This is a genomic window from Sphingomonas sp. Leaf22 (assembly GCF_001421715.1).
GTDB lineage: Bacteria > Pseudomonadota > Alphaproteobacteria > Sphingomonadales > Sphingomonadaceae > Sphingomonas.
In genome coordinates this window covers 1-25,498 of sequence record NZ_LMKP01000020.1, presented here as the reverse complement: position 1 = coordinate 25,498, position 25,498 = coordinate 1, and the positions used below count along the sequence as shown (strand labels likewise).

Genomic DNA, 25,498 nt, shown 5'->3' with positions numbered 1-25,498 from the left:
TGGTAAAGCAGAGGCAACGACTGGATCTCAACGATTTCCAGGCGCTCGGAACGAGGCAGCGGCGCCACGACTGGCCGCTGCGCGCGCTGCCAGTACCTGATCAACCGCCAAGACCGACCGTCTGTCCACCATCCACGACCATCGCATGACCGACCATGAACGCAGCCGAGTCGGAGCAAATGTAGAGCACCGCGGCGGCGATCTCCTCGGGCTTGCCCATGCGGCCGATCGGCTCCTGCGCGATCATCTTCTTCTGGCCTTCCTCGGTACCGCCAGACACCCGGTCGGTGATCATCGGCGTTTCGATGATGCCGGGGCAGATGACGTTCACGCGGACATTGTCGCCGATATATTCGAGCGCAGCCGACTTGCTCATTCCGATCACGCCGTGCTTGACGGCAACGTACCCGGCCTGCCCTGCAATTCCGACGACGCCTGCGCCCGACGAGGTGTTGACGATCGCGCCGCCCCCCCGCTTCTGCATCAGCGGAATCTGGTATTTCATGCAGAGGAACACGCCGCGCAGATCGATCGCGGTCATGCGGTCGAAATCCTCCTCGCTGAGGTCCGCCAGCGGGATCTGCTGCTGCTCGATACCGGCGTTGTTGAACGCGATGTCGATGCCGCCAAAGGCCTCGACCGTCTTGTCGAGCGCGGTACGAACGTCCTCGCTCTTCGAGACGTCGCAGGTGATCCCGACCGCGCTGCCCCCCGCTGCCTCGATCGCCGCGACGACCTCGGCAACGCCGTCTCCGTTCAGATCAACGACGGCGACATGTGCACCAGCCTCGGCGAAGGCGATGGCAGTGGTGCGCCCGATTCCATTGGCGGCGCCGGTGACGAAGGCGATCTTGCCTGCGTAATTCTGGTTCTGGTCGGCCATCTCGATTTCCTTCGCGCTGAAGCGGCTCGATCGCCGCGGATATGGTTCAGAACGAAGTCGGTCGATGCCGCTTCCATGAAATCCCCTCACCGATCCGGTGCAGTAGCCTCATTGGGCCGACAGGCCGCTGCGGTCGTTCCTCGTGACTAGATTTAAAGACAAGCCCGGGATTCCCGTACATGAAGCCGCATATCATCTGTCACATGGCCAGCAGCATCGACGGCAGGATCCTGCCTGAACGCTGGACGCCAAGCGGCGCGCATTCGCATGATATTTACGAGGACCTGCATGACAGGCTCGGAGGCGGGTCATGGCTCGTCGGCCGTGTCACCGGCCAAGAGTTCGCCAAGCGCGACGCGTATCCGGACCAGCCGGAGGCGAGCTTTCTCCGTACCGCCTGGCTCCCGAACCACGCGGCGGAAGCGTATGGCATCGTGTTGGACGCTCATGGCAAGATCGCGTGGGGGCGTAGCGATGTAAGCGGCGATCCTATCGTGGTCGTGCTAACCAAGGCGGTATCGGACGCGCATCTCGCGGGACTGCGCGAGGACGGCGTCGGCTATGTCTTTGCCGGCGAGACCGACCTCGACCCGCACGAGGTCGTAGAAATTCTGAATACCGAACTGGGGATCGACCGCCTGCTCCTCGAAGGCGGCGGTCACCTCAACGGCGGCTTTCTCCGTGCCGGCCTCATCGACGAGATCAGCCTGATGCTCGTGCCTGCGATCGACGGGGCATCGGGCGCTCCGGCCGTTTTCGAAGGCTCCGGCACGGCGGCTTCGGAACGGTTGCCGATCGATACTCTGGCGTTGATGAGTCATGACGTCATGGACGGCGGGACCGTCTGGCTTCGGTACCGGGTCACTCCAGCCTGACGGTTCGCGGTTTTACGGGCGTGTGCATGAGCAGCGCTCACCAAGGCATCAACGTCTGGCTGAATTGTCGGTCGGATCGTCCTTCCCTAAATTAGCATTCTTCGCAGCCAACCGTTCGTCCCCGAACCGGCACGGCACGAGCGCCCGGATCCGTCGCGATCCCCCTCCACAACGGGTCCGGGCGCATTTGGCACAATCAGGAGAGCCATCATGGCAAGTCCCATCGCCGCGGTTGCGGACACGGATGCCGCGCGCATCGACGATCGGCCCGCCCGCTGGGGCGCGGTATATGCAATGGCGCTGTGCAGCTTCGTGCTGATCGCGTCCGAGTTCATGCCGGTCAGCCTGCTGAGCCCGATCGCACACACGCTGAATCTGACCGAGGGCAAGGCCGGACAGGCGTTTTCCATATCCGGGCTGTTCGCGGTCATCACTAGCCTGTCGCTGTCCTCCGTACTGGGGAAAACGGACCGTCGGATCGTGCTGCTCGTCCTGACCAGCCTGCTGGTGGTCTCCGGTGCCATCGTCGCGTTTGCGCCGACCTATCTGGTCTTCATGGCCGGCCGCGCGCTGCTCGGTATCGCCATCGGCGGGTTCTGGTCGATGTCGGCTGCGATCGCCATGCGACTGGTGCCGAGCCACGCGGTCCCCAAAGCGCTCGCGGTCATCAGTGGCGGCAATGCACTGGCCACCGTGCTCGCGGCGCCGCTGGGCAGTTTCGTCGGCAGCCTGATCGGGTGGCGCGGCGCATTCTTCTGCGTGGTACCGGTCGCCGTCGCGGCCGTGATCTGGCAGGCGCTGACGCTGCCACCGCTTCCGGTTGCAGAACGACAGAGCGCCCGCGGCATGTTCGCCCTGCTGCGCCGGCCGCCCGTGGTATTCGGCCTGCTGACCGTCGCGATGCTGTTCGTCGGGCAGTTCGCGCTGTTCACCTATCTCCGCCCGTTCCTCGAGCAGGTGACGCATGTCTCGCCGGCCATGCTGTCGATCATGCTGCTCATTCTCGGCGTATCCGGATTCATCGGCACCGTCCTGATCGGGCGGGTGCTGAACGGGGGCCTGTTCCTCACCCTTGCCGTGCTGCCAGCGTTGATGGCGGCAACGGCGGCGGCACTGACGGTGCTTGGTACGTCCGTCGTGGCGGTCGGAATATTGCTTGCGGTTTGGGGTTTCGCAGGCACGTCCGCGCCGGTGGCGTGGTGGACATGGCTGGCGCGCACGGTGCCCGACGAGGCCGAGGCTGGCGGCGGGCTGATGGTGGCGATCGTGCAGCTCGCGATTACGCTGGGCGCGACGATGGGCGGCATCGTCTTCGATGCAGCGGGTCCGCGCGCCGAGTTTATCGCCAGCGCCGGCCTTCTTGCGATTGCAGCACTCGCCGCGGTCGCGATCGGCCGAGCCGATCGTCGCCCCGCCGCCCCTGCCCAAGCCGTAGCGGCATGAAGCAGGCGCTGGCGATCCTGCGCTTCCTGCGCGACTGTGACGAACGGGGAGAGCGGGCCGCGCTGGTGACGCTGACCGACGTCACCGGCAGCGCGGCCCGCGCGCCGGGCGAGCATATGGCGGTGGCCGAAAGCGGACGGTCGCTGGGCTCGTTTTCCGGTGGGTGCGTGGAAGCCGCCGTGATCGCAGAGGCGCAGGAGGCCCTTGCCGAAGGGCGCGCACGTCACGTGCGCTATGGCGACGGTTCGCGCTACATCGACATTCGGCTGCCCTGCGGCGGGGGCATCGACCTGCTGTTCACGCCGACACCGGATCGTCGGCAGATCGATCGCGCCATCGCCATTCTGGAACGGCGCGAGCCGGTCGTGCTTCACCTCTCGCTCGACGGGACTATCATTGCCGCTTGGTCTCGCGACGGTGATCGCACGCGGTGGCTCGATACGATTTTCAGCGTACGTCACGATCCGGTCCTTCGGCTGGTCGTCATGGGACATGGCGCAGAGCCCGCCGCGATGCTCGACATCGCCCACGCCTATGGCGCCGACGCGACGCTGTTGAGCCCCCAGGCCTCGCTCGTCGAGGACACACGGCGGCAGGGACGATCCGCGGATCTTCTCCGGTTCGTCGGCCGCGTGGACGGATTGGCGATCGATCCCTGGACCGCGGTCGTGACGCTGTTCCACGATCACGACTGGGAGACGCCACTCCTGCTCCAGGTCCTGGAGCAACGCCCGTTCTTCATCGGCGCGATGGGCAGCATGAAAACGCATATCGAGCGTCAGCGGCGCCTTCTGGAAGCATGGGCGGAGCGCGATGATATCGCGCGGGTTGTCGGCCCCGTCGGTCTGATCAAGGCGACACGCGATCCCCAGACGCTAGCGCTCTCGATCATGGCGCAATTGGTCCAGGCCTATGAAGCGACAACGGCGCTCGAAAAGCCTCGCCCGGAGAGTTGGGCCATGAGCCATCCTCATGGTTTCATTGAACATCATGCACGCTCCAAACAGCACGGCGACGCGTTACAGTCCGAGACAATCGTTGATGTAGATCAGACAGTTACCGCGGACGCGCGGTACGGCAGCAAGAGAGATGAAGCCCATGCCCAGCATATCTGAAGTAGAGCTTTCGCGCCGTGGGCTCCTCGCGGGCAGCGCGGCGACAGCCGTGATCGCCGCATCGCCGGCCGGCGCCGTCGCGACGACGCCGCCCCAGGCTAGCGCCACGCCGACCATGCCGGTGCGGTTCAAGGTCAATGGTGAGAAGCGCGAGCTCAGCCTCGATCCGCGGACGACCCTGCTCGACGCGCTGCGCGAACACCTCCACCTGACGGGCACCAAGAAGGGCTGCGATCATGGCCAGTGCGGCGCCTGCACCGTGATGGTCGATGGGGTCCGCATCAATTCCTGCCTGAGCCTCGCGGTGATGCACGAAGGCGACGAGATCACGACGATCGAGGGCCTCGGCACGCCGGACAAGCTGCACCCGATGCAGGCGGCCTTCATCAAGCATGACGGCTATCAATGCGGCTATTGCACGCCGGGTCAGATCTGCTCGGCCGTCGCGGTCCTCGACGAGATCAAGCGTGGCGTGCCCAGCCATGCGCAGGGCGACCTGATGACCAAGCCGACCGCGACGAACGTCGAGATGCGCGAGCGCATGAGCGGCAACATCTGCCGCTGCGGTGCCTATTCCAACATCGCCGAGGCCATGGCCGAAGTCGCGGGAGCAAAAGCATGAGAGCTTTCACCTATGAGCGCGCGAAGGATGCGAGCGCCGCGGCGCGCGCGGTCGCCGGCAACCCGGCGGCCAAGTTCATCGCCGGCGGGACCAACCTGCTCGACCTGATGAAGATCGAGGTCGAGACGCCGACGCATCTCGTCGACGTGCAGGATCTCGGTTTCGACAAGATCGAGGCGACGCGTGAAGGCGGGCTGCGCATCGGCGCACTGGTGACCAACACTAACCTCGCCGCCGACGAGCGGGTTATGCGCGATTACGGCGTGCTGACGCGCGCGATCGTCGCGGGGGCATCGGGCCAGTTGCGTAACAAGGCGTCGACCGCCGGCAATCTGCTCCAGCGCACGCGCTGCCCGTATTTCTACGACACCAACATGGCGTGCAACAAGCGCAAGCCGGGTTCGGGCTGCGCCGCGATCGGCGGATACTCGCGCCAGTTGGGCGTCATCGGCGTCAGCGACAGCTGCATCGCGACGTTCCCGGGTGACATGGCCGTGGCGATGCGCGTGCTGGATGCGGTGGTCGAGACGGTCGATGCGACCGGCCAGCGCCGGTCGATCGCGATCGCCGACTTCCACCGGCTATGGGGTGACACGCCCCAGCAGGATACCGTGCTGAAGCAGGGCGAACTGATCACCGCGGTGACGTTGCCCAAGCCGCTAGGTGGCAAGCATTTCTACGAGAAGGTGCGCGATCGTGCGTCCTACGCCTACGCGCTGGTGTCAGTGGCGGCGGTGATCCAGCCAGACGGTACGGGGCGCGTCGCGTTCGGCGGCGTGGCCCCCCGCCCCTGGCGTGTCGAGGCAGCGGACGCGCTGCTGCCACGCGGTGCCGCCGCGGTGACCGCGCGTGCGTTCCAGGGCGCGACGCCGACCAAGGACAACGCGTTCAAGCTCCCGCTTGCCACCCGCGCACTGGCCTCGGTCATCGCCGAAGCGAAGGCATAATCGCATGAAGTTCGATACACCCGCCGTCGCCAACCCGATCGACCGGATGAAGGTTGTCGGGCGCGCGCATACCCGCATCGACGGCCCGCTCAAGACGACCGGGCTGGCGCCCTATGCCTATGAGCATCATCCCGAGATCGAGAACGCCGCTTATGGCTATGCCGTAGGCACAGCCGTCGCCAAGGGCCGCATCAACGCGATCGACACGGTCGCGGCGAAGGCTGCACCGGGCGTAATCGCGATCGTCACCGCCGCGGATGTAGGCAAGCTTGGCAAGGGTAAGTTCAACACCGTCAAGCTACTCGCCGGGCCGGACGTCGATCATTATCACCAGGCAGTGGCGGTCGTCGTCGCCGAGACGTTCGAGCAGGCCCGCGCCGCGGCCGGCTTGGTCCGCGTCGATTATGCGCGCGGCAAGGGCAGGTTCGATCTGGATGCGGCGTTGAAGACGGCGCCGCTGACCGACGCGGACAAGCCCGGCAAGGGCGAAGACCGGGTCGGCACGTTCGAAACCGCCTTCGCATCCGCGCCGGTCAAGCTCGATGCGCACTATACCACGCCGGATCACAGCCATGCGATGATGGAGCCGTTCGCCTCGATCGCCGCCTGGAACGGCGACGCGCTGACGGTGTGGACGTCGAACCAGATGATCGACTGGGGTCGCACCGATCTCGCCACCACGCTGAACATGCCGAAGGAGAAGGTCACCTTCCTTTCGCCCTATGTCGGCGGCGGTTTTGGCGGGAAGCTGTTCCTGCGCAGCGATGCGGTCCTCGCGGCGCTCGGCGCGAAGGCGGCAGGGCGTCCGGTCAAGCTGGCGATGAGCCGGCCGTTCATGGCCAACAACACGACGCATCGGCCGGCGACGCGCCAGCGCATCCGCATCGGCGCAGCGAAGGACGGCACGATCACCGCGATCGCGCATGAGAGCGGCTCGGGCGACCAGCCGAACGGCAGTCCGGAAGCGGCAGTCCTGCAGACGAACCTGCTCTATGCTGGCGCGAACCGCCTGACGTCGATGCGCCTCGCGGTGCTCGACCTGCCCGAGGGCAACGCGATGCGCGCGCCGGGCGAAGCGCCGGGCCTGATGGCGCTTGAGATCGCGATGGACGAGATGGCGGAAAAGCTCCGCATGGATCCGATCGCCTTCCGCGTGAAGAACGACACGCAGGTCGATCCGAAGGATCCCAAGCGACGCTTCTCGCAGCGTGAGCTGGTCCGCTGCCTGACCGAGGGTGCACAGCAGTTCGGCTGGTCGCGTCGCAACGCGCAGCCCGGCCAGGTTAGCGACGGGCGCTGGCTGGTCGGGATGGGCGTGGCATCCGCGTTCCGTAATCACATGAACATGACGTCGGGTGCTCGCGTCCGGCTCGGCAATGACGGCATCGTCACCGTCGAGACCGACATGACCGACATCGGCACCGGCAGCTACACGATCATCGCGCAGACCGCGGCGGAGATGATGGGCGTCCCCCTCGACGCGGTCGTCGTCAAGCTCGGCAGCTCGGCATTCCCGGTCTCCGCCGGGTCGGGCGGCCAGTTCGGCGCCGCCAACGCGACGGCGGGGGTGTATGCGGCGTGCGTCAAGCTGCGCGAGGCCGTCGCCCAGCGTCTCGGCTATAATTCGGCCGATGCGGTGTTCGACGGCGGCAAGGTCACGAGCGGCAATCGCTCGGCCGACCTTCGCCAAGCCGCCTCCTCAGGCGAGTTGGTTGCCGAGGACAAGATCGAATATGGCGATCTCGACAAGAGCTGGCAGCTGTCAACCTTCGGCGCACACTTCGTCGAGGTCGGCGTCGATAGCTATACGGGCGCGACCCGCCTGCGTCGCATGCTGGCGGTCTGCGCATCCGGGCGGATCATCAATCCGACCTCGGCGCGTAGCCAGGTGATCGGCGCGATGACGATGGGTGTCGGCTCAGCGTTGATGGAGGAACTGGCGGTCGACAAGCGCTTCGGCTTCTTCGTCAACCACGACCTGGCCAGCTACGAGGTGCCGGTCCACGCCGACATCCCGCACCAGGACGTGATCTTCCTCGACGAGGCCGACGACAAGGCCAATCCGATGAAGGCTAAGGGCATCGGCGAGCTCGGCCTGTGCGGCGTCGGCGCGGCGGTAGCGAACGCCATGTACAACGCGACGGGCGTCCGCCTTCGCGATTATCCACTGACCCTCGACAAGCATTTCGATCGGCTGCCGGCGGTGGCGTGAGCCACGCCGCACTGGTCGAATGTGCTCTAGGGCGAATGGGAGACAAGATGATGATACCCGAAAAGACCGCCCTGTTGCTGCTCGAGTACCAGAACGACTTCGTCAGCGAAGGCGGCGCCCAGCATGATGCGGTGAAGGCGGTGATGGCCGACACCGACATGCTGGCGCACAGCCGGGCCGTCGTCGAACGAGCGCGCGCGCAGGGCGTGACCGTGATGCACGCGCCAATCACCTTCGCGGAGGGTTATCCGGAGATCCCGTCCGATCCTTACGGTATCCTCGCCGGCATCAAGCAGGCTAACGCGTTCCGGAAAGACAGCTGGGGCGCGGCGATTGCCGATGCGATGGCACCGGTCGACGGCGACATCGTGATCGAGGGCAAGCGGGGCCTCGATTGCTTCGCGAGCACCAATATCGACTTCATCCTGCGTCAGCGTGGCATCACCGATCTGGCGATCGCCGGGTTCCTGACAAATTGCTGCGTCGAATCGACCATGCGCTCGGCGTACGAACGCGGCTTCCGCGTCGTCACGCTGACCGACTGCACGGCGACGCTGAGCCCCGAAGAGCAGCACGCTGCGGTCACGAAGAACTTCCCGATGTTCTCCAAGCCGATGACGCACGACCAGTTCCTGGCCGATCTGGAGACGAGTGCATGAAGTTCGACACGCCTGCGGGCACGACTCCAATCGACCGCCTGACCGTGGTCGGACGCGCACACACGCGCGTCGAAGGTCCCCTGAAGACGACCGGCACGGCACGCTACGCCGCCGAGCATCACGATTTCGCGCCAGATGCGGCCCATGGCTACATCCTGGGTGCAGCGATCGGCAAGGGACGCATCGACCGCATCGATACCGCGGCGGCACATGCCGCGCCCGGCGTCCGTGCGATCGTCACCTATGAAAATTCGGGCCCGATCGGCAAGGGCGAGTTCTACACCCAGCGCATTCTGGCCGGCCCGATGGTCGATCATTATCATCAGGCGGTCGCGGTCGTCGTCGCCGACACCTTCGAACAGGCGCGCGCGGCGGCGTCGCTGATCCGCGTCACGTATGCGCGCGGGAAGGGGCGCTTCGATCTGGCCGCGCAAAAATCATCGGCCCCGATCGCGCCGGAGGAACCGTTCGGTGGCTCGACGAACGCGTCGGTCGGCAACTTCGCAAGCGCGTTTGCCAGCGCGCCGGTCAAGGTCGACGAATCTTATACGGTCCCCGATCAGGCGCATGCGATGATGGAACCCCATGCGAGTATTGCGCGGTGGGATGGTGACAAGCTCACCTGCTGGACGTCGATTCAGGCGATGAACTGGGGCTGTCGCGACCTGGGCCTCATCATCGGCACGCCAAAAGAAAATATCCGCCTGCATTCCCCCTTCATCGGCGGCGGCTTTGGCGGCAAGGGCACGACGCAGAGCGATCTGGCACTCGCGGTGATCGCCGCGCGGGTATCGGGCCGTCCGGTCAAGGTCGTGCTGCAACGCCCGCTGATGTTCAACAATACCATTCACCGCCCCAAGACGATCCAGCGCGTTCGACTGGGCGCCGGCAAGGACGGCCGTCTCGTTGCCATCGGTCACGATAGCTGGTCGGGCAACCTGGCGGGTGGCCGCACCGAGCCCACCAACCTGCCGACGCAGTTGATGTATGCCGGCGAGAACCGCCAGTTGCGGCGCTATCTCAGCCCTCTCGATCTCGCCGAGGGCAACGCCATGCGCGCGCCGGGCGAGGCCCCGGGGATGATGGCGCTGGAAGTCGCGATGGACGAGCTTGCGGAAAAGCTCGAAATGGATCCGGTCGCTCTGCGGATCGCTAACGACACGCAGGTCGACCCTTCGAAGCCCGAGCGCAAATTCTCCACCCGGCCGTTCGTGCAGTGCCTGAAAGAGGGCGCGGACCGGTTCGGCTGGAATGCGCGGGTCGCCAAACCCGGCAGCCGTCGCGAAGGCAAGTGGCTGATCGGCATGGGCGTCGCCAGCGCGATCCGTGGAGCACCGATCATGAAGGCCGGCGCCCGCGTGCGACTGGGCAAGGACGGACACGTCACGGTCGAGACCGACATGACCGACATCGGCCAGGGCAGCTACACGATTGTCGCGCAGACCGCCGCCGAGATGATGGGCGTGCCGCTCGAACGGGTGACCGCCAAGCTCGGCGATTCCACCTTCCCCGAAACACCCGGCTCGGGCGGCCAGGCGGGTGCCGCGTCGGCTACGGCTGGCGTATATGCCGCGTGCGCGAAGCTGCGCGAATTGGTGGCGCAGCGGATGGGCTTCAACACGACCGACGTGACGTTCGCGGACGGGCGCGTCAGTTCGGCGGGCCGTTCGGTCCCGCTGGCCGATGCCGCCAGGGACGGCGAGATCGTCGCCGAGGATGTCATGGAATTTGGCGACCTGAACAAGGAGTATGCGCAGCAGACCGTCGGCGCGCATTTTGCCGAGGTTGGAGTGGATGCCTATACCGGCGCGGTCCGCGTCCGACGGATGCTGGCGGTCTGCGCCGCCGGGCGTATCCTCAACCCGATCACGGCGCGCAGCCAGGTGATCGGGGGGATGACGATGGGGATCGGCGCCGCACTGATGGAGGAAATGGCCGTCGACACCCGCTTCGGCTTCTTCGTCAATCACGACCTTGCCGGCTACGAGGTGCCCGTCCACGCCGACGTCCCGCATCTCGAGGCGCATTTCATCGACGAGGTCGATGCGACGATGTCGCCGTTGAAGGCAAAGGGGGTCGGCGAGCTGGGTTTGGTCGGCGTCGCGCCGGCGATCGCCAACGCGGTGTACAACGCGACCGGCGTTCGGGTGCGCGAATATCCGGTGACGCTCGACAAGCACTTCGCAGGCCTGCCGGGAATCGCGTGACGCGACAGATCTGCAGCTGCGTTGCGAGGGGCGCGGCTGCGGTCGTCCACGCCGGTACGCTATAGCGTGCACGCAGCCGCCATCGCGTCAATGTTCGGTTCGAGCACCCGGCGTGAAGCCGTTGGCTGAAGCGGCGTAGGCAATGGCGAAGGCGACGCCCAGCAAGGCCAGCATCGCGGGGAAAAACGCAACGACACCTGCGCTGCGATAGATCAGCGCGCCGACCGCGCCGCCGCACGCGATGCTCACGTTCCAGACCGTCGTCAGCATGGCGCCGACGATATCGACGCCCTCGCCCGCCGCGTCGGAGGCCGCCGTCTGGATCGAGGTCGCAGCCCCGCCGAACGTCAGGCCCCACAGGACGACGCCGACAAGGATGACGCTGTTGCTGTGCGGCAGAAAGCCGAGCACCGCAGTCGCAGCGGCGAACACCGCGAGGCTGGCGAGGACGTGGAGGCGCAGGTGGCGGTCCACAGCGGCACCCGCGATCCAGATCCCTGCGAGCGCGGCGCATCCGAACACCAGCAGGAGCAAGCTCACCCGGCTACCGTCGCCGGCCCATTCCGCGTACGGCGCGACATAGGTGTAGAGGATGTAATGCGCCGTCACCCAAGCGAACGCGGTGGCAAGGATCGGCGCCACGCCCGGCATCCGCAGCACGGCCAGGTTCGACAGCTTGCGCTCGGGCGGCTGGCCGGCGCTGTCCGGCATCTTCCACGCGACCGCCCCGGCCAGGCATAGCGCGAGCGCGGCTAGCACCAGGAACGCGATCCGCCAGCCGATCGCCCCGCCCGCGAACGTGCCCAGCGGCACGCCGACCGACAGCGCCAGCGGGGTGCCGATCATCGCCAGTGCGAGCGCGGGGCCCTTCAACCGATCCACTACCAACCGGCGCGCATAGCCTCCGAGGATGCCCCAGCCGAGCCCGGCGGAAACGCCCGCCGCAAACCGCGCGACGAGCGTTACCGCATAGCTGTGGGAGAGCGCGGTCACGACATCGAACACCAGCAGGCCGAAGATTGCCGCGAGCAGGAGTGGCTTGCGCGCATAGCTCTGCGTGACACTGACGAGCGGAATGGCCGCCATCACCGATCCGACGGCATAGACCGTCACCATCTGGCCGGCGAGCGCGCGCGAAATGTTCAGATCATCGGCGACCTGGGGTAACAGACCTGCGGGGAGAGTCTCGGTCACGATCGCGGTGAACCCGGTCAGCGCGAGCAGGATGAGCGCGCCAACGGGGAGCGTATCGCGCTCGGCGCGCGCCTGTGGTTCGATATCCAAGACTTCACCTTTGTGCGATCGCCGGACGAGCGACGTGCCCGATCGATGGGAGAAGACTGTCCTACGATCCGCCCGCGCAATCGCGGCATGGCGGCTGCTCAACGCCCGGATGAGCAGGCGTCATGACGGCCGTTACGTGGCGCGGACACCGTCGCACGCTGAGCGCCGCTCATCATGGCATCAACGCAAGACCGTGTTGTTCGGGTCGGGGGCGGCGGTTAGATCAAGATAGACACACGTGCCGGCCGAGGATCGCCGCGCTTGAAGCCGCCCTTGCCGATACGCTGGCGACCAAACCGCGACGCCACGGCTTGCTGCTTCAGCTTGGCGATGATCCGGCGGTCGCGTGCCATGCGGGCGTAAGGGGAAGGTGACGATGCGCGCTATCGAGGCAGGACGCCCCCTTCTCTGTCTGTTGGCTCTGCTGACGGCATGCGGCCAACCAGCAGCGACCGCGAAGGCAAGCAACGCCTTGATATCCTATGCAAACAGCGCGCGAGAGACACGAACAATGACGACTATCGAAATCGATGCCGGGACGCGTCAGTGGACTGCGCAGATTGCGGACTCCCCCTCGGCACGCGATTTCCTCGCGCAGCTGCCGCTCGACCTGACGCTGACCGATTATGCAGCGACGGAAAAGGTCGCCACTTTGCCCCGACCGCTGACCCGCGACGGCGCCCCGGCCGCGGTCACGCCGCGCGCCGGAGAGATCGGCTATTACGCGCCGTGGGGGAACATCGCGCTTTACCACAAGGACGGCCCGCACTCTCCCGGCCTCGTGATCCTCGGTCGGATCGACGGCCCTTACGCCGATCTCGCGAGCCCCGGTGCCGTGAAGGTTACAATTCGACAGCGCGTCGCTCCTCCGACCGAACGCTGATCCTTCGAGGGAGGACGCCCCTGCCGATCCCGCAGTCGCCCGTCGATCGCTTGCGAGGCTAAACCATAGAGCCCAGGATACACTATGCCGACCAGCCGATCCGATCTCGCCGACCTGACCTACTTCCTGGCAATCTCCCGACATCGAAGTTTCAGGCTCGCCGGGCTCGAACTTGGGGTCAGCGCATCGGCGCTCAGCCATGCCTTGAAGGGGCTCGAGGCACGGCTCGGCGTCCGCCTCCTCCATCGCACGAACCGGAGCGTCACCCTGACTGCCGCTGGCGAGGAGTTGCGAGACAAGGTGGCTGAGCCGTTCGGCACGATCGATCAGGCTGTCGAGAGCCTCAACCGCTATCGCGACGCGCCAACCGGGCGGGTTCGTCTGAACGTCGCCGCCGAAGCGGCGCCCTTATTGCTCGCGCCGGTCATGCCGATCTTCATCGAGCGGTATCCCGATATCGAGATCGACATCGCCGCGCGGGACCAGATGACCGACGTCATCGAAGATGGCTTCGACGCCGGGATCCGTTACGCCGGAACGGTGCCCGAGGACATGGTGGCGCAACGTCTTTCGGGCGAGCTTCGCTGGATAGTCGTCGCATCCCCCGCCTATCTCGAGAAGTTCGGCGTTCCGCAGCACCCGTCGGATTTGGAACACCACCATTGTCTCGGCGTCCGCCTCGGAAATGCGCATATCTACCGCTGGGAATTCGAAGGCCCCGAGGGCGAATTCTCGGTCCCCGTCGCGAGCAAGGTCCTCGTCAACGGGGGGCGCGCGATGCTGGCCATGGCGCTCGCGGGGACCGGACTTATGTACGGCATGGAGGCAACCTTCGCCCCCTATATCGCGCGCGGAGAACTACGCCCGGTGCTAGAGGACTGGTCAACGATGGGCCCGGCATACCACATCTATTATTCCAGCCGTCGCCAAGTGCCCACTGGCCTGAAACTTTTGATCGAACTCATTCGCGAGTTGCGTCCGCTAGGCCTTTAGACACGCGAATTGGAAATGCGCATGCAACGTCGGCGCTCATCGCGAACTGCTCGTACCATCGGTTGTCGTAGACATGCGCCATACGCTCCTTGGCATCGAAGACCCAGTTCCGGACGCTCAGGGCGCCAATAACGCTGCCCATAATCAGACGGTCGTTCATGACACCGTCCAAGACCTTGCCTCGTGGGAACAAGTTAGGAACCAATCAACTAATAGACGGTTTAGGACTGTGCACCACCAGATGGTGTTTGCTTGGAGCCAAACGATGGCGAAGAACGAGCATACGAGCGAGAAGGCCGGCAAGGCAGCTTCAAAGGTCCTGAAGGACGGTCGAACCGGCAAGGACTCGAAGACAGCCGCTGGATCTGCGTTGTCTCAGCGCCCCGACAAAAAAAAGAAGTAATCGATGGGGGCCGGTCGGTACCGGCCCCACTCATCTGGTACGGGTATTAGCCAGCTGAGGCCCAGTTGTGGTCACTCCGGCGGGTGGCGGTCCAGCCTAAGAGCGGACGCTCGTTCATAGCGGCCTCACGCCGGCGGAATACGTCTCCATCCTCACTGCGGCAACGGAGTCCGGGGACCTCGGCATCTTGGTCTTCAAGACGGGTGCCGATGACGGTGCGGATGGGCGTACGGCCGAGGCTGCGGCGGCGACGTTCCTGTCGTTCATGCTGCCGACCCTTTCCTCGAAGACCGCGGGCAACCGGTGGCTTGAGTTGGCCGCTCGCCGACGGGATGCCTTCGTGACTCGTCCGATCCTCGTGACGCGCGATGCATATCTGGATCACCTCGGCGACCTGGTGCGCCAGGAGGGAGCGCCGCCGACGGACGCCGTCATGAGAACGCTGGGGCAAGCGCGGCGGACCCGACGAGCGACGATGGCGATCAGCGCGCTCGTCGTACCGACCGACGATACCGACAAAAGCGTTGCGAGGCGATCAGCTAAGGTCGTTTCGAATCCGCATGACTCCCGCCGGCAGAACGAAGGCGACGCGCCGCGGGCGATAACGACAAGGCCGATCGCGTGGCAGGTGCCGTTCCAAAGTGGTTCCAGGCTCAATCGGGCAGCGCCGTGGGGCGATCGCAGCACTCCTGGCTTCACATGGGCATTGTTGGTCTGTCGGGTAGTGGCTATGTTCCAGCTTATGGCGTTCAAGAAGTCCAAAAGCGTATCGAAAGGGTCGGGGACTTCCCGCTCGGCGAGCAGCGGTCAATTCCTATCCACCAAGAGCATGAGCCGGTCGGCGCACAGTTCGTTCAGCCTCCCGAATGGCGAACGGATCAGCACGGTCCGCAAGGATATCATGGACCGCGCTTTGAATCGTACTCCGGGCAAAGAGCGCTGACGGATCACGCGCCTCCACCTGCGGCACCCGCGGAACGTGGGTATAGTCGCGCCTTCGAAAACTTCGTTGCGGCGGATGGCGACGAGGAAGATGTCGTTGGCCTGGTCGCTTACGCCTTGTTCAAGCAGGCCGTCAGGGAAGAGGCGGCGTCGGGTGCAGTCGTTGCCGGCGATGCGCGCAACCCGTCCGCAACCACTGTCAAGACCTACAGGGCGGCCGCCGAGCAGCTGCTGACTGGGATCGTTGATCGAGCGCTAGACGCTGCGACTCCAGATATTCAGCAATCCGCAGTGCTGAGCGCGATCGAGAACGCTGCAGGCCAAGTCAAATCGCATGTGACGGAGCGGACCGGGTTCGGTTCGGCGCTGCTGACCAACCTGCTGGCATGGGTGCTGACCCTCGCGATTGCTGCCTTGGTGCTCATCCTCGCGGCGCGCCCGAGCGTCGAGCAGACCGTCGCCAAGGCGGTTGATCGCGTCGGCGTCTCGCAGCCTGCATCGCCCGGTAACGGCCAATGATCCGGGGCCTTGTCGGTGTCGTGCCGCATCATACGATCGAGGTAGGCCGTTTCTACATGGCGCCGGCCTACCAAGATAACAACTGGCTGTTTCAGTGCGTCCAGACAGATGAGCCGCTCGACGACGGCTTTCGGCAGAAGGCGTTGTTCATGACAACCGGTGGCCGGCCGGACATCGGACTGCATGAACTTCCCTATTAGACGGCCTTGGTGGCGCTGGATGACGTTCACGTACGCGTCGATCCAACCTCGCTTGATCGCAGCGCCTTCGAGACCACCTTGCGCCGTGGCCTTTTCCTCGTCCGTGCAGACGAGGCGTTCATCTGCGCGCCGACTGACCAGATCCGCGGTTGGGCTGTGGTCAACCTCAATACCGGGCGTACGGTGAGCGGACGCCTTGGCACCGATTGGCTCAGCTTTTCGCGCTGGTCGCTTGTCATGGATGATGAGGAAGGCGACGAGCTTACGATCGCGACCTTTGGTGAAGACGCACCCCCCGCGGCAGGCTCACCGGGCGGAATTCGCTAGTAGGCCTACGGATTCCCATGGGCGACCGCCATCGGGCCGGGATTTCCCCAACGGCATTGGCCATACGCCGGGTGAATCGCTGTTTCCCTTCTTGTTTATAAGGATGATGATGATCCACCATCGGCTGCGGCAAAGTCGACGTCGGCGTCGATCGGTCGGACAATAAGATCTTTTTGATTGGTTCGATCGCAGCCACGACGCCAGCGAGCATGCTAACGGCGGCCAAGATCATGATAAGTGGCTGTAGGCGCAAGTTAGCGTGTGCGCTCAGGAGCGCAGCCTGACTGTGGAGGGCTGCATTAAGTTCAGTCAAATCCTGAGATAAGCGTTTCGTTGATGACCGGAGGATGTCCCGCAGAGCCGTGCGAGCTTCGCGAGGCTCGGATGATCCAAATGGATCTTGAAGGACAAAGCCTTCCGCGTGGTTTCCAAGCAGACCGTCTTGTACTCCACGGTTCACCTCGCGAGCGATTGTGACGGCGTCCGTGCATTCAGCGGTATGCCTCCGCACCTTCCCGAGAGCCGCGGTCGCCCGAGATCCGCCGATCAAGTCTGCGAATTGGTCGCGGGTAGACCATACCCGGTCACTGAACTTCTCCAGTACCCGGACGATGCTCCAGTGCGCCACAATTTGCCTTGCCGAGTCATTGTAGGCCCAGAAAAAGCGAGCCTGGTCATCGCCCCAAGCGTCCGCTTTGATACTTTCGAAACCGGAGCGAGTCATCGCCAGAATCGAATGACAATCTCGGCGATCAGCCCCGTCCAGAAACGGCGCATAAAAAATCGCGGGATCTCCCTGCGCCGGTGTCACAAAGACGTCGCCACCTGACATTCTGAGTGCGTCGCGAAGCTGATGGTCATTTTGCTCACTGCCCGCCGTTGACCCACTAGGAAACGGCGCGATATCCGTGAGCACGGTAAGCTCGCACGTGGGGACGGGTTCACCAGCTCGAGTAAAAAAGCCGGGAAAGTGATTCGCGAACCATAAAGTCGCTTCGTCGATCCATTTCGATCGAATTTCCTCTACAAGCCTTCTCCGTTCTAGATCGGGACCGGAGATACTTAGCGACCGATTGCCGTTGACAGTGATTTTTGTCGGATGGTCGGCATGAAGGAGTTCGTGGATTCGGGCGCGCTCGCTCGAAGAAAGTTCAATTGCCACCGTCAGGAGCGTGAGAGATGGGGTTGCTGACCAGACGGCTGCTGTTGCTGCCTCTGCAAAGCTGGGAAGCTCGATTTCGAAGCTGCCGAGGGAGCCGTGAGCCCCTGGTCTAGAAAAATAGAGGTAGAATGAGCTGCCGGGGCGACGGCGTTGGCGACGAACCCATGACGCCGGGTCTCGATCACCAAGACCTCGGTACGAAGATTTTAGCTTTTCCAGCGACGAAAGTAATTGGGTCGCTGTCTCAGGTGTGTACGCCTCAGTCGCCCAAAATCCAAATGTTTCGACTTTCTGCTCCGGCCGGGGGCGACAGCTGGCGTTCTCTTGAGCGTCTTTTTCTCGATAAAACGCTTTAGCGGAATGATAATGGGGAGATCTAATCCTCCCATGCGTCCACCGTGATAAGCGTAAAATAAGACGGTAACGGAGCGATTTATGACGGCTGAACCATGGCTGGGGTGGCGCTTCTTTGTCCATTCCAGGCCCGGGTCCGTCTAAGGGCATCGTTTCGGCGTCGTCGTTCATCTTGGCTGGATATGTTAAGCAGCCATGGCACGGCAAGTATGACCGGATGTAGCTCAGATGGGTAGGAGCCTAACGCAAGAGCTTCGCACGATTATTGATGGGCGGGGGAATGATGGGGATATTAGTTGGGGTATCACCGTAGTGGGTGAATCAAAAGCCACCATCCGCGGACGTCTGAGGCCCCTGCCCCGCCGCCTGAATGAATGGCCGCTATCTCGTCATCACCGCCGAAAAGCGGACCGGCCGGTTTCCACCATGAACGCACGTCTGCTTCCTGCGCCTGAGCCTACTTTGCTTGGCCGCAACCGTTCGTCGCGGGAACGATTCGTATCGACTCATAGGATTTGGCAGTCGGTGGGCGATGCGGCAGCCTCGGAAGCATGGAACAGCAGATTATTCATGCCTGCGGCCACAAGCAGGTTCATGTCATTTACGGCTTCGACTCTCAGGTCGCGCGCAAGGCACGCTGGCTGCGGACAACCAAATGCCGAGCCTGTTTCGTCGCTGACAAGAAAACCGAACAAACCGAGGCTGCGGCGCGTGACAGTGCGACGATAGCGCATCTCGTCCTGCCGCCACTGACCGGGAGTGAGCGGCAGGTGAGTTGGGCCGAAACTATTCGCATCAATCGTTTGGCCGCGCTGATGGCGACCCCACACAAAACCACTGATGCCGACTGCAGCCTTTGCCTGCGCATAAGCGATGCGAAGTGGTGGATCGATCACCGGGACCTGCCGAACGCAGATCTCGTGGTTCAGGCGACTAGGCAGCTGCAAATTGCTGCCATGCCAGCTAATGGGCAACAGTCCGCAGCGGCATGATCAGGACCCCAGCGCTTACTTACTCAATAGCACGAACCTGCCGGCATACCACCTGAACCCCAACGCAACGCGCCGCTTAGCTCAGACCTGAAAGTAAAGTAGCCGTGGATCATCGAGCATGCTGGCTGGCGTCGGAGTAATCCAATCGGCACCATGTTCGGGATAGGGGCCGTAGAACAGGTCGCCCATCGCCCGACGGAAATGGGCATTCATCCACCGACGTCGCCGATGCTCGGGGGCATCGTGGATCATGTGGCATCGCTGGCAAAGCGCAGCCAGCTTTTCGAAGCGACTGTCGCTTGGATCGTGATGGAGATGGGCGCACGCTAGAACCACCGATGTCCACTTACCAACGTGAAGAATATCGTTGGTCGGGCGACGAACCCGCCTGCCCTGCCCGTTCCGCCAATAGCCGCGTTCCGCATCCCACCACCGTCCGTCACCCATGTGGAAGACGCGCTTCAGATGTCCCCGACCACAATGCTCGCAGCACCCTTTGGCACGGACAAACCGAACGAAGTCGGAAATATGCCGCCAATCGATCGGGTACAGAAAAACATGCTCAGGACGGATCGGCATCGGTAGCAGCGCTATGCAGTAGAGCGGATTCCGATGGCAAGGCACCGTTTGGCCCGAGAGACGCTGCAGGTAGGAAGCGATAAACCGTCCCTCGCGAGATCCCCAGTTCGCGGGCGATGTGCGCCGGGCGCATCCCCTGCGCCGCGCGCGTGCGCACCGCCTCCGGATCGATACGCGGTTTGCCGCCCTTATAGACGCCGCGCGCCTTGGCAGCCGCGATCCCCTCCGCCTGTCGTTCCTTACGCAGGTTCGTCTCGAACTCGGCAAAGACGCCGAGCATATCGAGGAACGCTTTACCGGCGGCAGTGCGGGTATCGATCGGCTGCTCTGTCGCCTTTAAGGCTACCCCCCTGCCCTTCAACTCGTGGACGATGTCCTGAAGGTCCTTCATCGACCGTGCGAGCCGGTCGATCCGCGTCACAACCAGCGTGTCGCCCTCGCGCAGAAAATCGAGCAGGACTTGTAATTCGGTTCGAGCTTCGCGCCCGGACCCGGACTTTTTCTCCGACCGGATCGTCTGACATCCAGCTGCGCGTAAAGCGGCTTCCTGGATGCCGAGATCCTGATCCGTCGTAGAAACACGGGCATATCCAAAAAGCGCCATCGAACCCTCATTCTGTTCGAACAGCTTCTAAACCCAACGGATCAACTGTTCAATATCCCTGCAACCCACCCTGATTAGACGCTACCGGCGTTTCATACTGGTTGTCCGATACGGGTATACCCAGATGAACGCTTGGCGCCGGCCATATCGTCAGACCTGTCTATCCGAAACTTGTGGCATACGACTGCCAATGGCATATATATGCAGTTGCCTAGCTGCGGAAGGGATGGAGGCATGCCAATACAAACCATGGATATCAAGGTAGCCGGCAACGGCCGTATGGTTTTGCCTGCTTCGGTTCGCAAGGCGATGGGCTTACACGGTGATGCGAAGGTCATTCTTACTATCGAGGACGATCTAGTTCGCCTGTCGCCGATCGGTCACGGCGTATCACGCGCACAGGCGCTCTACCGCGAACACGCCAAGCTGGAGCGCACGACCGACGACTTCCTGAATGACAGGAAGGCCGAAGCTGTCGCTGACCTTGGCGAAGTCGCATCCGCTGATGAAGACCGGGACGCACAATGACCTCTGTCGTCCTCGACGCATCCGCGGTGCTGGCGCTGGTTCGGGACGAACCCGGCGCTGACAAGGTCGCACCTCATGTCGGGCGTGCTGCGATCTCGGCGGTCAACCTTCAGGAGGTCATCAAGGAGTTGCTGCTTAGCGGCCTCGACGAGGTCACCACCCGCGAATTACTGGACGAACTGCGCCTCGACGTCCGCGCACATGACGTCGGTGCGGCATATGCAGCTGCAGGCCTGCACGCGCAAACGCGCCAGTACGGTCGTGGTTTGGGCGATCGGTCATGCCTCGCACTGGCCATGCAGCTCGACGCCCCTGCCCTTACCGGCGATCGGGAGTGGAAGAAAGTGAAGGTTAAAGGCCTTGAGATCGAACTGATCCGCTCCTGACGTAACCCGCAGATACTTTCCGAGCGCAGCTACCCGAGCAGGAAGTCGATGTCCTCCTGCGTCAATCCAGCGGAGGTCGCCGCCTCGTCGCTCCACAGTGCGTCGGCGAGTGCGGCCTTGCGGTGTTGCAGATCAAGAATCTTCTCCTCGATCGTGCCGCTGGCGATCATGCGGTAGACGAACACCGGCTTTTGCTGGCCGATGCGGTGCGCGCGATCGATCGCCTGCGCCTCCACTGCCGGGTTCCACCACGGATCGTAGAGGATCACGGTATCGGCGGCCGTCAGGTTCAGCCCCGTGCCGCCCGCTTTCAGGCTGACCAGGATCAGAGGCACTTCGCCGGCCTGAAAGCGGGCGACCGGCGCGCGGCGGTCCCTGCTCATGCCGGTCAGTTCGACCCAGGCGTGACCCCGCCGGTCGAGTTCGGGTTTGATGAGATCGAGCATGGACGTGAACTGGCTAAACAGGATGATCCGCCGTCCTTCCGGTATCAGTTCATCCAACAATTCGATCAGCCGCTCCAGCTTTGCAGAGCCCGACGGCTTTGGGCCACAATCTGGCAGCAGTCGCGGGTCGCAACATACCTGCCGCAACCGGGTGAGCGCCGTGAGGACGATGATCTGCGCGCGCATCAGCCCGACGCGCGCGATCTCGTCGCGCACGCGCTGCTGCATCAGAATGCGTTGGCTTTCGTGCAGCGCCATCTGGGCGGGGGGAGGTACGACCGCGACCTGGATGACGGATTTAGCCGGCAGGTCGGGTGCCACGGCGTCCTTGGTCCGGCGTAGCATGAACGGCCTGAGCTTTCGTGCCAGTCGGGCGCGTGCCTCGCCGTCACCGTGCTTCTCGATCGGGGTGCGATACAGCCGCTGGAAGTCGCGCTGCGATCCCAGCAGACCCGGTACGATCAGGTCGAACAGCGCCCATGCATCGGTCAGCCGGTTCTCGACCGGCGTGCCGGTCAGCGCAATCCGGCGCTGCGCCTTTAGTCGTTTCGCTGCGGCATGGCTGCCGGTGCGCGGATTTTTCAGCACATGCGCCTCGTCGAACACGACCAGCGCGAACATCTCGTCGGCAAGAATATCGGCATCACGCACCAGCAGCGGATAGCTGGTCAACACCACGTCGCAGTCGCCGATCGGTACTGTCGCATCGTGGCGGCCGGCGCCATGCCGCATCAGCACCGACAGGCCGGGTGCGAAGCGCGCGATCTCCGCCTGCCAGTTGGGCAGCACCGAGGTCGGCGCGACGATGAGCACCGGGCCGGCGTCCACCGCCTTGCGTGACGCGATATGCGCCAGCGTCTGCACGGTCTTCCCCAGCCCCATGTCATCGGCAAGCAATCCGCCGAACCCGGCACGTGCCAGCGCCTCCAGCCAGTCGAAGCCGGTCTGCTGATAGGGCCGCAGCGTGGCCGTGAACCCCGTCGGCAGCGGCGTCGGGGCAAACCGCAGTTGGGTCAGTTCGCGCGCCAGTTGCCGCAACGCGTCGGCACCGCTCCACGCCAGCGTCGGCGTCGTCGCCTCCAGTTCGCCGAGCAACCCCATGTCGAGCCGTGAGAACCCCGGCCTCCCGCCAGCCCCGACAGGCGCCGCATCGTTGGCGGCCAAGGCGAGTAGCGAGCGCAGCACCGGCAGCATCGCGCCCGCCGGCACCGTCACGACCCGCCCGTCGCCGAGCGCCACCGGCAGCAGGTCATCCGCTTCAGCAAGGTCCCGGCTAAACGCGTCGAACTCACCGGCATCAAATGTGGTGAGCATTCGTCGCAGTGCGGGAACGAGGTCGATCCGCGCGCCGTCGACGGTCACGCCCAGCTCGATGTCGAACCAGTCGATCCCTGTCGGCACCACTGCCGCGAACAGGCTGTCGACCTCAACCGGGAGTACACGCAGCGGAAAGTCCGCCGTGGCCTCGACCCGCCAGCCCTCGGCGCGAAGTGTCTCCGCCTCGTAGATCAGGAACGGCGTGAAATCCTCCGCCGAGGCCGGCAAGTCGGGGACCTGGTCCCACGCCTGCCGCGCGCAGGGAGCGGCTTCATCGAAATCGTGAAGCGGCATCAGCCCGGCCAGCATCAAGCGGCCGAAGGCCTCCTCTTCCGCATCCTCGTCGCGTGTGAAGCGAATGAGCGCGTCGCCACCCCGAACCAGCAACGTCCGATCGTTCACCGACGGATCGACGATCGTTCCTGCATAGTCGAAGCTCACACGGGCGAGAGCGCAAGGCACCTGCATGCGATGGTCATAGCGGTAGCGTGAGCCGTGCCAGCTTTCGATGGCAACCTTATCAATACACAGCGACACGACCGGGACCGGAGCGATCACGCCCAAGTCGCGGATATCGGGTGCAACTGGCGCAGGCACTTGGCTCGGCACCATATCGCTCCAGCGTGCCGCCAGCCCCGCGACCGCGTCAGGTCCGACAGGCGGCAGTCGCAGCAACTGCTCAGCCATTGTCGCGGGTACGCCCAGGTCAAGCGGCGTGACCGCCCCGCCGACCGTGTCGATCACGACTGGCGGGGCGGCCAGCGCCACCACGCTGCCCGAGGCGATGCCGTTGACCGACAGCCGCATATGACCAAGATCGTCATGCATCCAGGTCAGTCGTGCCGGTGCTGCCGACTGCGACGATAGCGCCGGTCCGCGCGGGTTCTCCCAACGCGATCGACCAGTCGCGATGATGCGTTGGAGCAGGTCGGCACCCCCTGCCCCGCTGAGGCATCCGTCGTGATCGGTGTCGCCGAGCCGCTGTTGCAGACAGCGAACGATCAGGCGATCCTCGTCGCTCATGTGCGGCGGGCTGCCGTAACCGGGGTAGAGGCTGCCCGCATACACCTTGGTGCCGCTGCCTGTCGGCTTGCCGCCGGCATCGAGCGCGACATCGACCGGCTCGATCATCAGGCGCAGCGCGCAACCCGGCGACGTCATCGATGCCAGCGGCCGCTTTTTCGACAGTTTCGCGGTGCCGGAGAGCGCCTGTACCTTCACGATATACAGGATCGCGCGAACTGCGGGACGCGGTGCGATAGCATGCCGCTCGGCGAGCGGCTTCATCGCTGCCGCCCATTGTGCCAGCGCCGGCGGCAGCGGCTCCACCACCTGCCGTGGTGCCGCATGATCGAGCAGGATTCCTGTCCTGCCCGTTCCTGCGCCTGCAACGTCGGCTTGTGTCACCGCTTTGGCTGCTTGCAATGCAAACAGGACCGCCGCGGCATGCTTGCAGCCGATCGAAACGGGACACGTACAATATGTCGCGACACTCGCATCCGGGCGAAAGCGCAGCTCGACAAGGTAAGGTGTGCGCTCCGTCCCCTTCACCGAAGCGGAGAAAACAGACCGGTCCGCGCCAGCCTCCAGCCGTACGACATGGCCGTTTCGCCAATACTCCCGTCCCGCCTCCATCATCCGCGAATTGGTGATGGCGCGGGATATGATAGCGTCTGTAACGTCGGGCAGCATGGTCGACAGATTACCTTGCCCACCGCCAGCGGACCAGCCGCATGAGCGTGGCGACATCATGTACGGTGTCGATGCAACTGGGCCGTCCAGACAGTGCTTTTTAGCATGCCTTTCGGGGACCAGCACCGAACCGGTACCTTAATGGTGGTTTATCCATTTAAAAAAGACTGCACAAACAAGCACAACGTATCGAAGACTAAGCCATGTTCATCCGGGCCTACCTCCGCGCATCTACGTCCGAACAGGACGCATCACGCGCTCGCAGCGGGCTCGACGCCTTTGCGGTTGAGCAGAGACTGCGTTTCGCGGCGCGCTATGTCGAAAACCAAAGCGGGGCCAAGCTGCGTCGGCTTGAGCTGTTCCGACTGCTCAACGACTGCGAACCCGGCGACGTGCTTCTGGTGGAGCAGGTCGACCGGCCGTCCCGCCTCACCTCGCCCGACTGGATGCGCCTGCTTGGTCTGATCGATGCCAAGCAGGTCCGTATCGTCGCGCTCGACCTGCTCCACCTCGTGGCCCCCGATGGCACCGGCCGCATGTTCGCCGCGGTCAAGGCGATGATACTCGATGTTCTCGCCGCAGTAGCGCGAAAAGACTACGAGGACTGCCATCGTCGCCAGGCCTAAGGGGACCGCCAAGGCCAAGGCTGCCGGCCTCTACAAGGGGCGGCCCGCAAACAAGACGCGCAACGCTGCTATCTCGTCCCTGCTCAGGGATGGCCGCAGCTGGCGGGAGATCATGGGCGCAACTGGATGCAGCCGTACCCTGCTTGCCAAGATCGCTCGCGATCGGCTCCTCAAAGCGGCAACGGCCACTGAAACGGACAGCTGATCTGGCCCCCGTTTTACCGGACGGAATTAGGCGGTTGCAGAAACCAGTGCGCGATGCTCGCGCGGCGAACGCATTTTGAGCCCTGAGTGCGGG

Annotated in this window: 27 protein-coding genes and 1 pseudogene; 19 read left to right on the top strand and 9 right to left on the bottom strand. The window is 64.1% G+C overall.

The genetic code is table 11. From position 1 onward, the window contains the following. Nucleotides 1-100 precede the first annotated feature (100 nt). Nucleotides 101-883, bottom strand: a complete 783-nt coding sequence (locus ASE70_RS10365) for a glucose 1-dehydrogenase (RefSeq protein ID WP_056024464.1) — start codon at nt 881-883, stop codon at nt 101-103. 179 nt (nt 884-1,062) lie between these two features. Here ASE70_RS10365 and ASE70_RS10360 point away from each other — a divergent pair, with 179 nt between their 5' ends. The 8 genes from ASE70_RS10360 to paoC (ASE70_RS10325) all read left to right on the top strand — a co-directional run bounded on the left by ASE70_RS10360 (nt 1,063) and on the right by paoC (ASE70_RS10325) (nt 10,963). After that, complete coding sequence (locus ASE70_RS10360) at nt 1,063-1,758, top strand: RibD family protein (protein WP_056024461.1); 696 nt, start codon at nt 1,063-1,065, stop codon at nt 1,756-1,758. Nucleotides 1,759-1,968: 210 nt separating this feature from the next. After that, the gene (locus tag ASE70_RS10355) at nt 1,969-3,201 is read left to right on the top strand and encodes an MFS transporter (protein ID WP_056504419.1); all 1,233 of its coding nucleotides are present in this window, start codon (nt 1,969-1,971) and stop codon (nt 3,199-3,201) included. After that, nucleotides 3,198-4,316: an XdhC family protein gene (locus ASE70_RS10350; RefSeq protein WP_056504417.1), complete on the top strand. Its 1,119-nt coding sequence runs from the start codon at nt 3,198-3,200 to the stop codon at nt 4,314-4,316. The genes ASE70_RS10355 and ASE70_RS10350 overlap by 4 nt, the downstream gene beginning before the upstream one ends. Beyond that, entirely contained in the window at nt 4,300-4,938 is a 639-nt protein-coding gene (gene paoA / locus ASE70_RS10345; RefSeq protein ID WP_056405795.1) for an aldehyde dehydrogenase iron-sulfur subunit PaoA, read from the top strand. Before ASE70_RS10350 ends, paoA begins: the two co-directional genes overlap by 17 nt. Beyond that, the gene (locus tag ASE70_RS10340) at nt 4,935-5,885 is read left to right on the top strand and encodes an FAD binding domain-containing protein (protein WP_056024453.1); all 951 of its coding nucleotides are present in this window, start codon (nt 4,935-4,937) and stop codon (nt 5,883-5,885) included. The genes paoA and ASE70_RS10340 overlap by 4 nt, the downstream gene beginning before the upstream one ends. 4 nt (nt 5,886-5,889) lie before the next feature. Then, on the top strand, nt 5,890-8,097 hold the full coding sequence (gene paoC, locus ASE70_RS10335; protein WP_056504414.1) for an aldehyde oxidoreductase molybdenum-binding subunit PaoC: 2,208 nt from the start codon (nt 5,890-5,892) through the stop codon (nt 8,095-8,097). 50 nt (nt 8,098-8,147) lie between these two features. Then, entirely contained in the window at nt 8,148-8,756 is a 609-nt protein-coding gene (locus ASE70_RS10330) for a cysteine hydrolase family protein (RefSeq protein ID WP_056504451.1), read from the top strand. Continuing rightward, on the top strand, nt 8,753-10,963 hold the full coding sequence (paoC, locus tag ASE70_RS10325) for an aldehyde oxidoreductase molybdenum-binding subunit PaoC (RefSeq protein WP_056504412.1): 2,211 nt from the start codon (nt 8,753-8,755) through the stop codon (nt 10,961-10,963). Before ASE70_RS10330 ends, paoC (ASE70_RS10325) begins: the two co-directional genes overlap by 4 nt. Before the next feature lie 87 nt (nt 10,964-11,050). Here paoC (ASE70_RS10325) and ASE70_RS10320 read toward each other — a convergent pair whose 3' ends face one another. Together ASE70_RS10320 and ASE70_RS20900 are read right to left on the bottom strand one after the other, a co-directional pair. After that, nucleotides 11,051-12,247 carry an MFS transporter gene (locus ASE70_RS10320; protein ID WP_200925622.1) on the bottom strand — a complete coding sequence of 399 codons (1,197 nt, stop codon included), beginning with the start codon at nt 12,245-12,247 and terminating at the stop codon, nt 11,051-11,053. A gap of 218 nt (nt 12,248-12,465) precedes the next feature. Next, nucleotides 12,466-12,600, bottom strand: a complete 135-nt coding sequence (locus tag ASE70_RS20900; RefSeq protein WP_261362621.1) for a hypothetical protein — start codon at nt 12,598-12,600, stop codon at nt 12,466-12,468. 158 nt (nt 12,601-12,758) lie between these two features. Here ASE70_RS20900 and ASE70_RS10315 point away from each other — a divergent pair, with 158 nt between their 5' ends. After that, nucleotides 12,759-13,130: a cyclophilin-like fold protein gene (locus ASE70_RS10315; RefSeq protein ID WP_056024445.1), complete on the top strand. Its 372-nt coding sequence runs from the start codon at nt 12,759-12,761 to the stop codon at nt 13,128-13,130. Between the two features lie 84 nt (nt 13,131-13,214). Next, nucleotides 13,215-14,123, top strand: coding sequence for a LysR family transcriptional regulator (locus tag ASE70_RS10310; RefSeq protein WP_056024441.1), 909 nt, complete (start codon nt 13,215-13,217; stop codon nt 14,121-14,123). Here the strand turns inward: ASE70_RS10310 and ASE70_RS19850 are convergent. Continuing rightward, nucleotides 14,092-14,283 (bottom strand): hypothetical protein, encoded by a 192-nt coding sequence (locus ASE70_RS19850; RefSeq protein WP_156356165.1) that lies wholly within the window; start codon nt 14,281-14,283, stop codon nt 14,092-14,094. The two genes, ASE70_RS10310 and ASE70_RS19850, sit on opposite strands and share 32 nt — an antisense overlap. A gap of 105 nt (nt 14,284-14,388) precedes the next feature. On the opposite strand from ASE70_RS19850, the gene ASE70_RS20415 reads away from it, so the two are divergent. The 5 genes from ASE70_RS20415 (at nt 14,389) to ASE70_RS10285 (ending at nt 16,514) form a co-directional block, all read left to right on the top strand. Next, complete coding sequence (locus ASE70_RS20415) at nt 14,389-14,526, top strand: hypothetical protein (RefSeq protein WP_165895571.1); 138 nt, start codon at nt 14,389-14,391, stop codon at nt 14,524-14,526. 187 nt (nt 14,527-14,713) lie between these two features. Continuing rightward, nucleotides 14,714-15,469 (top strand): hypothetical protein, encoded by a 756-nt coding sequence (locus ASE70_RS10300; protein ID WP_056504404.1) that lies wholly within the window; start codon nt 14,714-14,716, stop codon nt 15,467-15,469. A gap of 116 nt (nt 15,470-15,585) precedes the next feature. Further along, a complete protein-coding gene (locus ASE70_RS19845; RefSeq protein ID WP_156356164.1) occupies nt 15,586-15,987 on the top strand; it encodes a hypothetical protein in 402 nt (133 codons plus the stop codon). Next, nucleotides 15,984-16,187, top strand: coding sequence for a hypothetical protein (locus tag ASE70_RS10290; RefSeq protein ID WP_056504398.1), 204 nt, complete (start codon nt 15,984-15,986; stop codon nt 16,185-16,187). The genes ASE70_RS19845 and ASE70_RS10290 overlap by 4 nt, the downstream gene beginning before the upstream one ends. Before the next feature lie 6 nt (nt 16,188-16,193). Then, the gene (locus tag ASE70_RS10285) at nt 16,194-16,514 is read left to right on the top strand and encodes a hypothetical protein (protein ID WP_056504395.1); all 321 of its coding nucleotides are present in this window, start codon (nt 16,194-16,196) and stop codon (nt 16,512-16,514) included. Here the strand turns inward: ASE70_RS10285 and ASE70_RS19840 are convergent. Next, nucleotides 16,450-18,201 (bottom strand): hypothetical protein, encoded by a 1,752-nt coding sequence (locus ASE70_RS19840; protein WP_156356162.1) that lies wholly within the window; start codon nt 18,199-18,201, stop codon nt 16,450-16,452. The genes ASE70_RS10285 and ASE70_RS19840 overlap by 65 nt on opposite strands. Nucleotides 18,202-18,581: 380 nt before the next feature. On the opposite strand from ASE70_RS19840, the gene ASE70_RS10280 reads away from it, so the two are divergent. Further along, nucleotides 18,582-19,022, top strand: a complete 441-nt coding sequence (locus ASE70_RS10280) for a hypothetical protein (RefSeq protein ID WP_056504392.1) — start codon at nt 18,582-18,584, stop codon at nt 19,020-19,022. An 81-nt stretch (nt 19,023-19,103) separates the two neighbouring features. Here ASE70_RS10280 and ASE70_RS19195 read toward each other — a convergent pair whose 3' ends face one another. Further along, a complete protein-coding gene (locus ASE70_RS19195; RefSeq protein WP_235519784.1) occupies nt 19,104-19,601 on the bottom strand; it encodes a hypothetical protein in 498 nt (165 codons plus the stop codon). Further along, nucleotides 19,585-20,205 (bottom strand): recombinase family protein, encoded by a 621-nt coding sequence (locus ASE70_RS10275; protein ID WP_082450963.1) that lies wholly within the window; start codon nt 20,203-20,205, stop codon nt 19,585-19,587. The genes ASE70_RS19195 and ASE70_RS10275 overlap by 17 nt, the downstream gene beginning before the upstream one ends. 234 nt (nt 20,206-20,439) lie before the next feature. Here ASE70_RS10275 and ASE70_RS10270 point away from each other — a divergent pair, with 234 nt between their 5' ends. Further along, complete coding sequence (locus ASE70_RS10270; RefSeq protein WP_056504388.1) at nt 20,440-20,733, top strand: AbrB/MazE/SpoVT family DNA-binding domain-containing protein; 294 nt, start codon at nt 20,440-20,442, stop codon at nt 20,731-20,733. Continuing rightward, nucleotides 20,730-21,119, top strand: coding sequence for a type II toxin-antitoxin system VapC family toxin (locus ASE70_RS10265; RefSeq protein ID WP_056504386.1), 390 nt, complete (start codon nt 20,730-20,732; stop codon nt 21,117-21,119). The genes ASE70_RS10270 and ASE70_RS10265 overlap by 4 nt, the downstream gene beginning before the upstream one ends. Nucleotides 21,120-21,148: 29 nt before the next feature. On the opposite strand, the gene ASE70_RS10260 is transcribed toward ASE70_RS10265, so the two are convergent. Together ASE70_RS10260 and ASE70_RS21080 are read right to left on the bottom strand one after the other, a co-directional pair. Next, nucleotides 21,149-24,289: a DEAD/DEAH box helicase gene (locus ASE70_RS10260; protein ID WP_235519781.1), complete on the bottom strand. Its 3,141-nt coding sequence runs from the start codon at nt 24,287-24,289 to the stop codon at nt 21,149-21,151. Nucleotides 24,290-24,316: 27 nt separating this feature from the next. Then, nucleotides 24,317-24,517, bottom strand: a pseudogene (locus tag ASE70_RS21080) (SWIM zinc finger family protein); the annotation flags it as partial. Between the two features lie 260 nt (nt 24,518-24,777). Here ASE70_RS21080 and ASE70_RS10255 point away from each other — a divergent pair. After that, nucleotides 24,778-25,200, top strand: coding sequence for a recombinase family protein (locus tag ASE70_RS10255; protein WP_235519780.1), 423 nt, complete (start codon nt 24,778-24,780; stop codon nt 25,198-25,200). Nucleotides 25,201-25,498: the final 298 nt, after the last annotated feature.

Excerpts from the sequence above, each read along its gene's own strand:
- ASE70_RS10365 (WP_056024464.1), bottom strand. The coding sequence starts at position 883 with ATGGCCGACCAGAACCAGAATTACGCAGGCAAGATCGCCTTCGTCACC.
- ASE70_RS10360 (WP_056024461.1), top strand. The coding sequence starts at position 1,063 with ATGAAGCCGCATATCATCTGTCACATGGCCAGCAGCATCGACGGCAGG.
- ASE70_RS10355 (WP_056504419.1), top strand. The coding sequence starts at position 1,969 with ATGGCAAGTCCCATCGCCGCGGTTGCGGACACGGATGCCGCGCGCATC.
- ASE70_RS10350 (WP_056504417.1), top strand. The coding sequence starts at position 3,198 with ATGAAGCAGGCGCTGGCGATCCTGCGCTTCCTGCGCGACTGTGACGAA.
- paoA (WP_056405795.1), top strand. The coding sequence starts at position 4,300 with ATGCCCAGCATATCTGAAGTAGAGCTTTCGCGCCGTGGGCTCCTCGCG.
- ASE70_RS10340 (WP_056024453.1), top strand. The coding sequence starts at position 4,935 with ATGAGAGCTTTCACCTATGAGCGCGCGAAGGATGCGAGCGCCGCGGCG.
- paoC (WP_056504414.1), top strand. The coding sequence starts at position 5,890 with ATGAAGTTCGATACACCCGCCGTCGCCAACCCGATCGACCGGATGAAG.
- ASE70_RS10330 (WP_056504451.1), top strand. The coding sequence starts at position 8,148 with ATGATACCCGAAAAGACCGCCCTGTTGCTGCTCGAGTACCAGAACGAC.
- paoC (WP_056504412.1), top strand. The coding sequence starts at position 8,753 with ATGAAGTTCGACACGCCTGCGGGCACGACTCCAATCGACCGCCTGACC.
- ASE70_RS20900 (WP_261362621.1), bottom strand. The coding sequence starts at position 12,600 with ATGGCACGCGACCGCCGGATCATCGCCAAGCTGAAGCAGCAAGCCGTG.
- ASE70_RS10315 (WP_056024445.1), top strand. The coding sequence starts at position 12,759 with ATGACGACTATCGAAATCGATGCCGGGACGCGTCAGTGGACTGCGCAG.
- ASE70_RS10310 (WP_056024441.1), top strand. The coding sequence starts at position 13,215 with ATGCCGACCAGCCGATCCGATCTCGCCGACCTGACCTACTTCCTGGCA.
- ASE70_RS19850 (WP_156356165.1), bottom strand. The coding sequence starts at position 14,283 with ATGAACGACCGTCTGATTATGGGCAGCGTTATTGGCGCCCTGAGCGTC.
- ASE70_RS20415 (WP_165895571.1), top strand. The coding sequence starts at position 14,389 with ATGGCGAAGAACGAGCATACGAGCGAGAAGGCCGGCAAGGCAGCTTCA.
- ASE70_RS10290 (WP_056504398.1), top strand. The coding sequence starts at position 15,984 with ATGATCCGGGGCCTTGTCGGTGTCGTGCCGCATCATACGATCGAGGTA.
- ASE70_RS19840 (WP_156356162.1), bottom strand. The coding sequence starts at position 18,201 with ATGAACGACGACGCCGAAACGATGCCCTTAGACGGACCCGGGCCTGGA.
- ASE70_RS10280 (WP_056504392.1), top strand. The coding sequence starts at position 18,582 with ATGGAACAGCAGATTATTCATGCCTGCGGCCACAAGCAGGTTCATGTC.
- ASE70_RS19195 (WP_235519784.1), bottom strand. The coding sequence starts at position 19,601 with ATGCCGATCCGTCCTGAGCATGTTTTTCTGTACCCGATCGATTGGCGG.
- ASE70_RS10275 (WP_082450963.1), bottom strand. The coding sequence starts at position 20,205 with ATGGCGCTTTTTGGATATGCCCGTGTTTCTACGACGGATCAGGATCTC.
- ASE70_RS10270 (WP_056504388.1), top strand. The coding sequence starts at position 20,440 with ATGCCAATACAAACCATGGATATCAAGGTAGCCGGCAACGGCCGTATG.
- ASE70_RS10265 (WP_056504386.1), top strand. The coding sequence starts at position 20,730 with ATGACCTCTGTCGTCCTCGACGCATCCGCGGTGCTGGCGCTGGTTCGG.
- ASE70_RS10255 (WP_235519780.1), top strand. The coding sequence starts at position 24,778 with ATGTTCATCCGGGCCTACCTCCGCGCATCTACGTCCGAACAGGACGCA.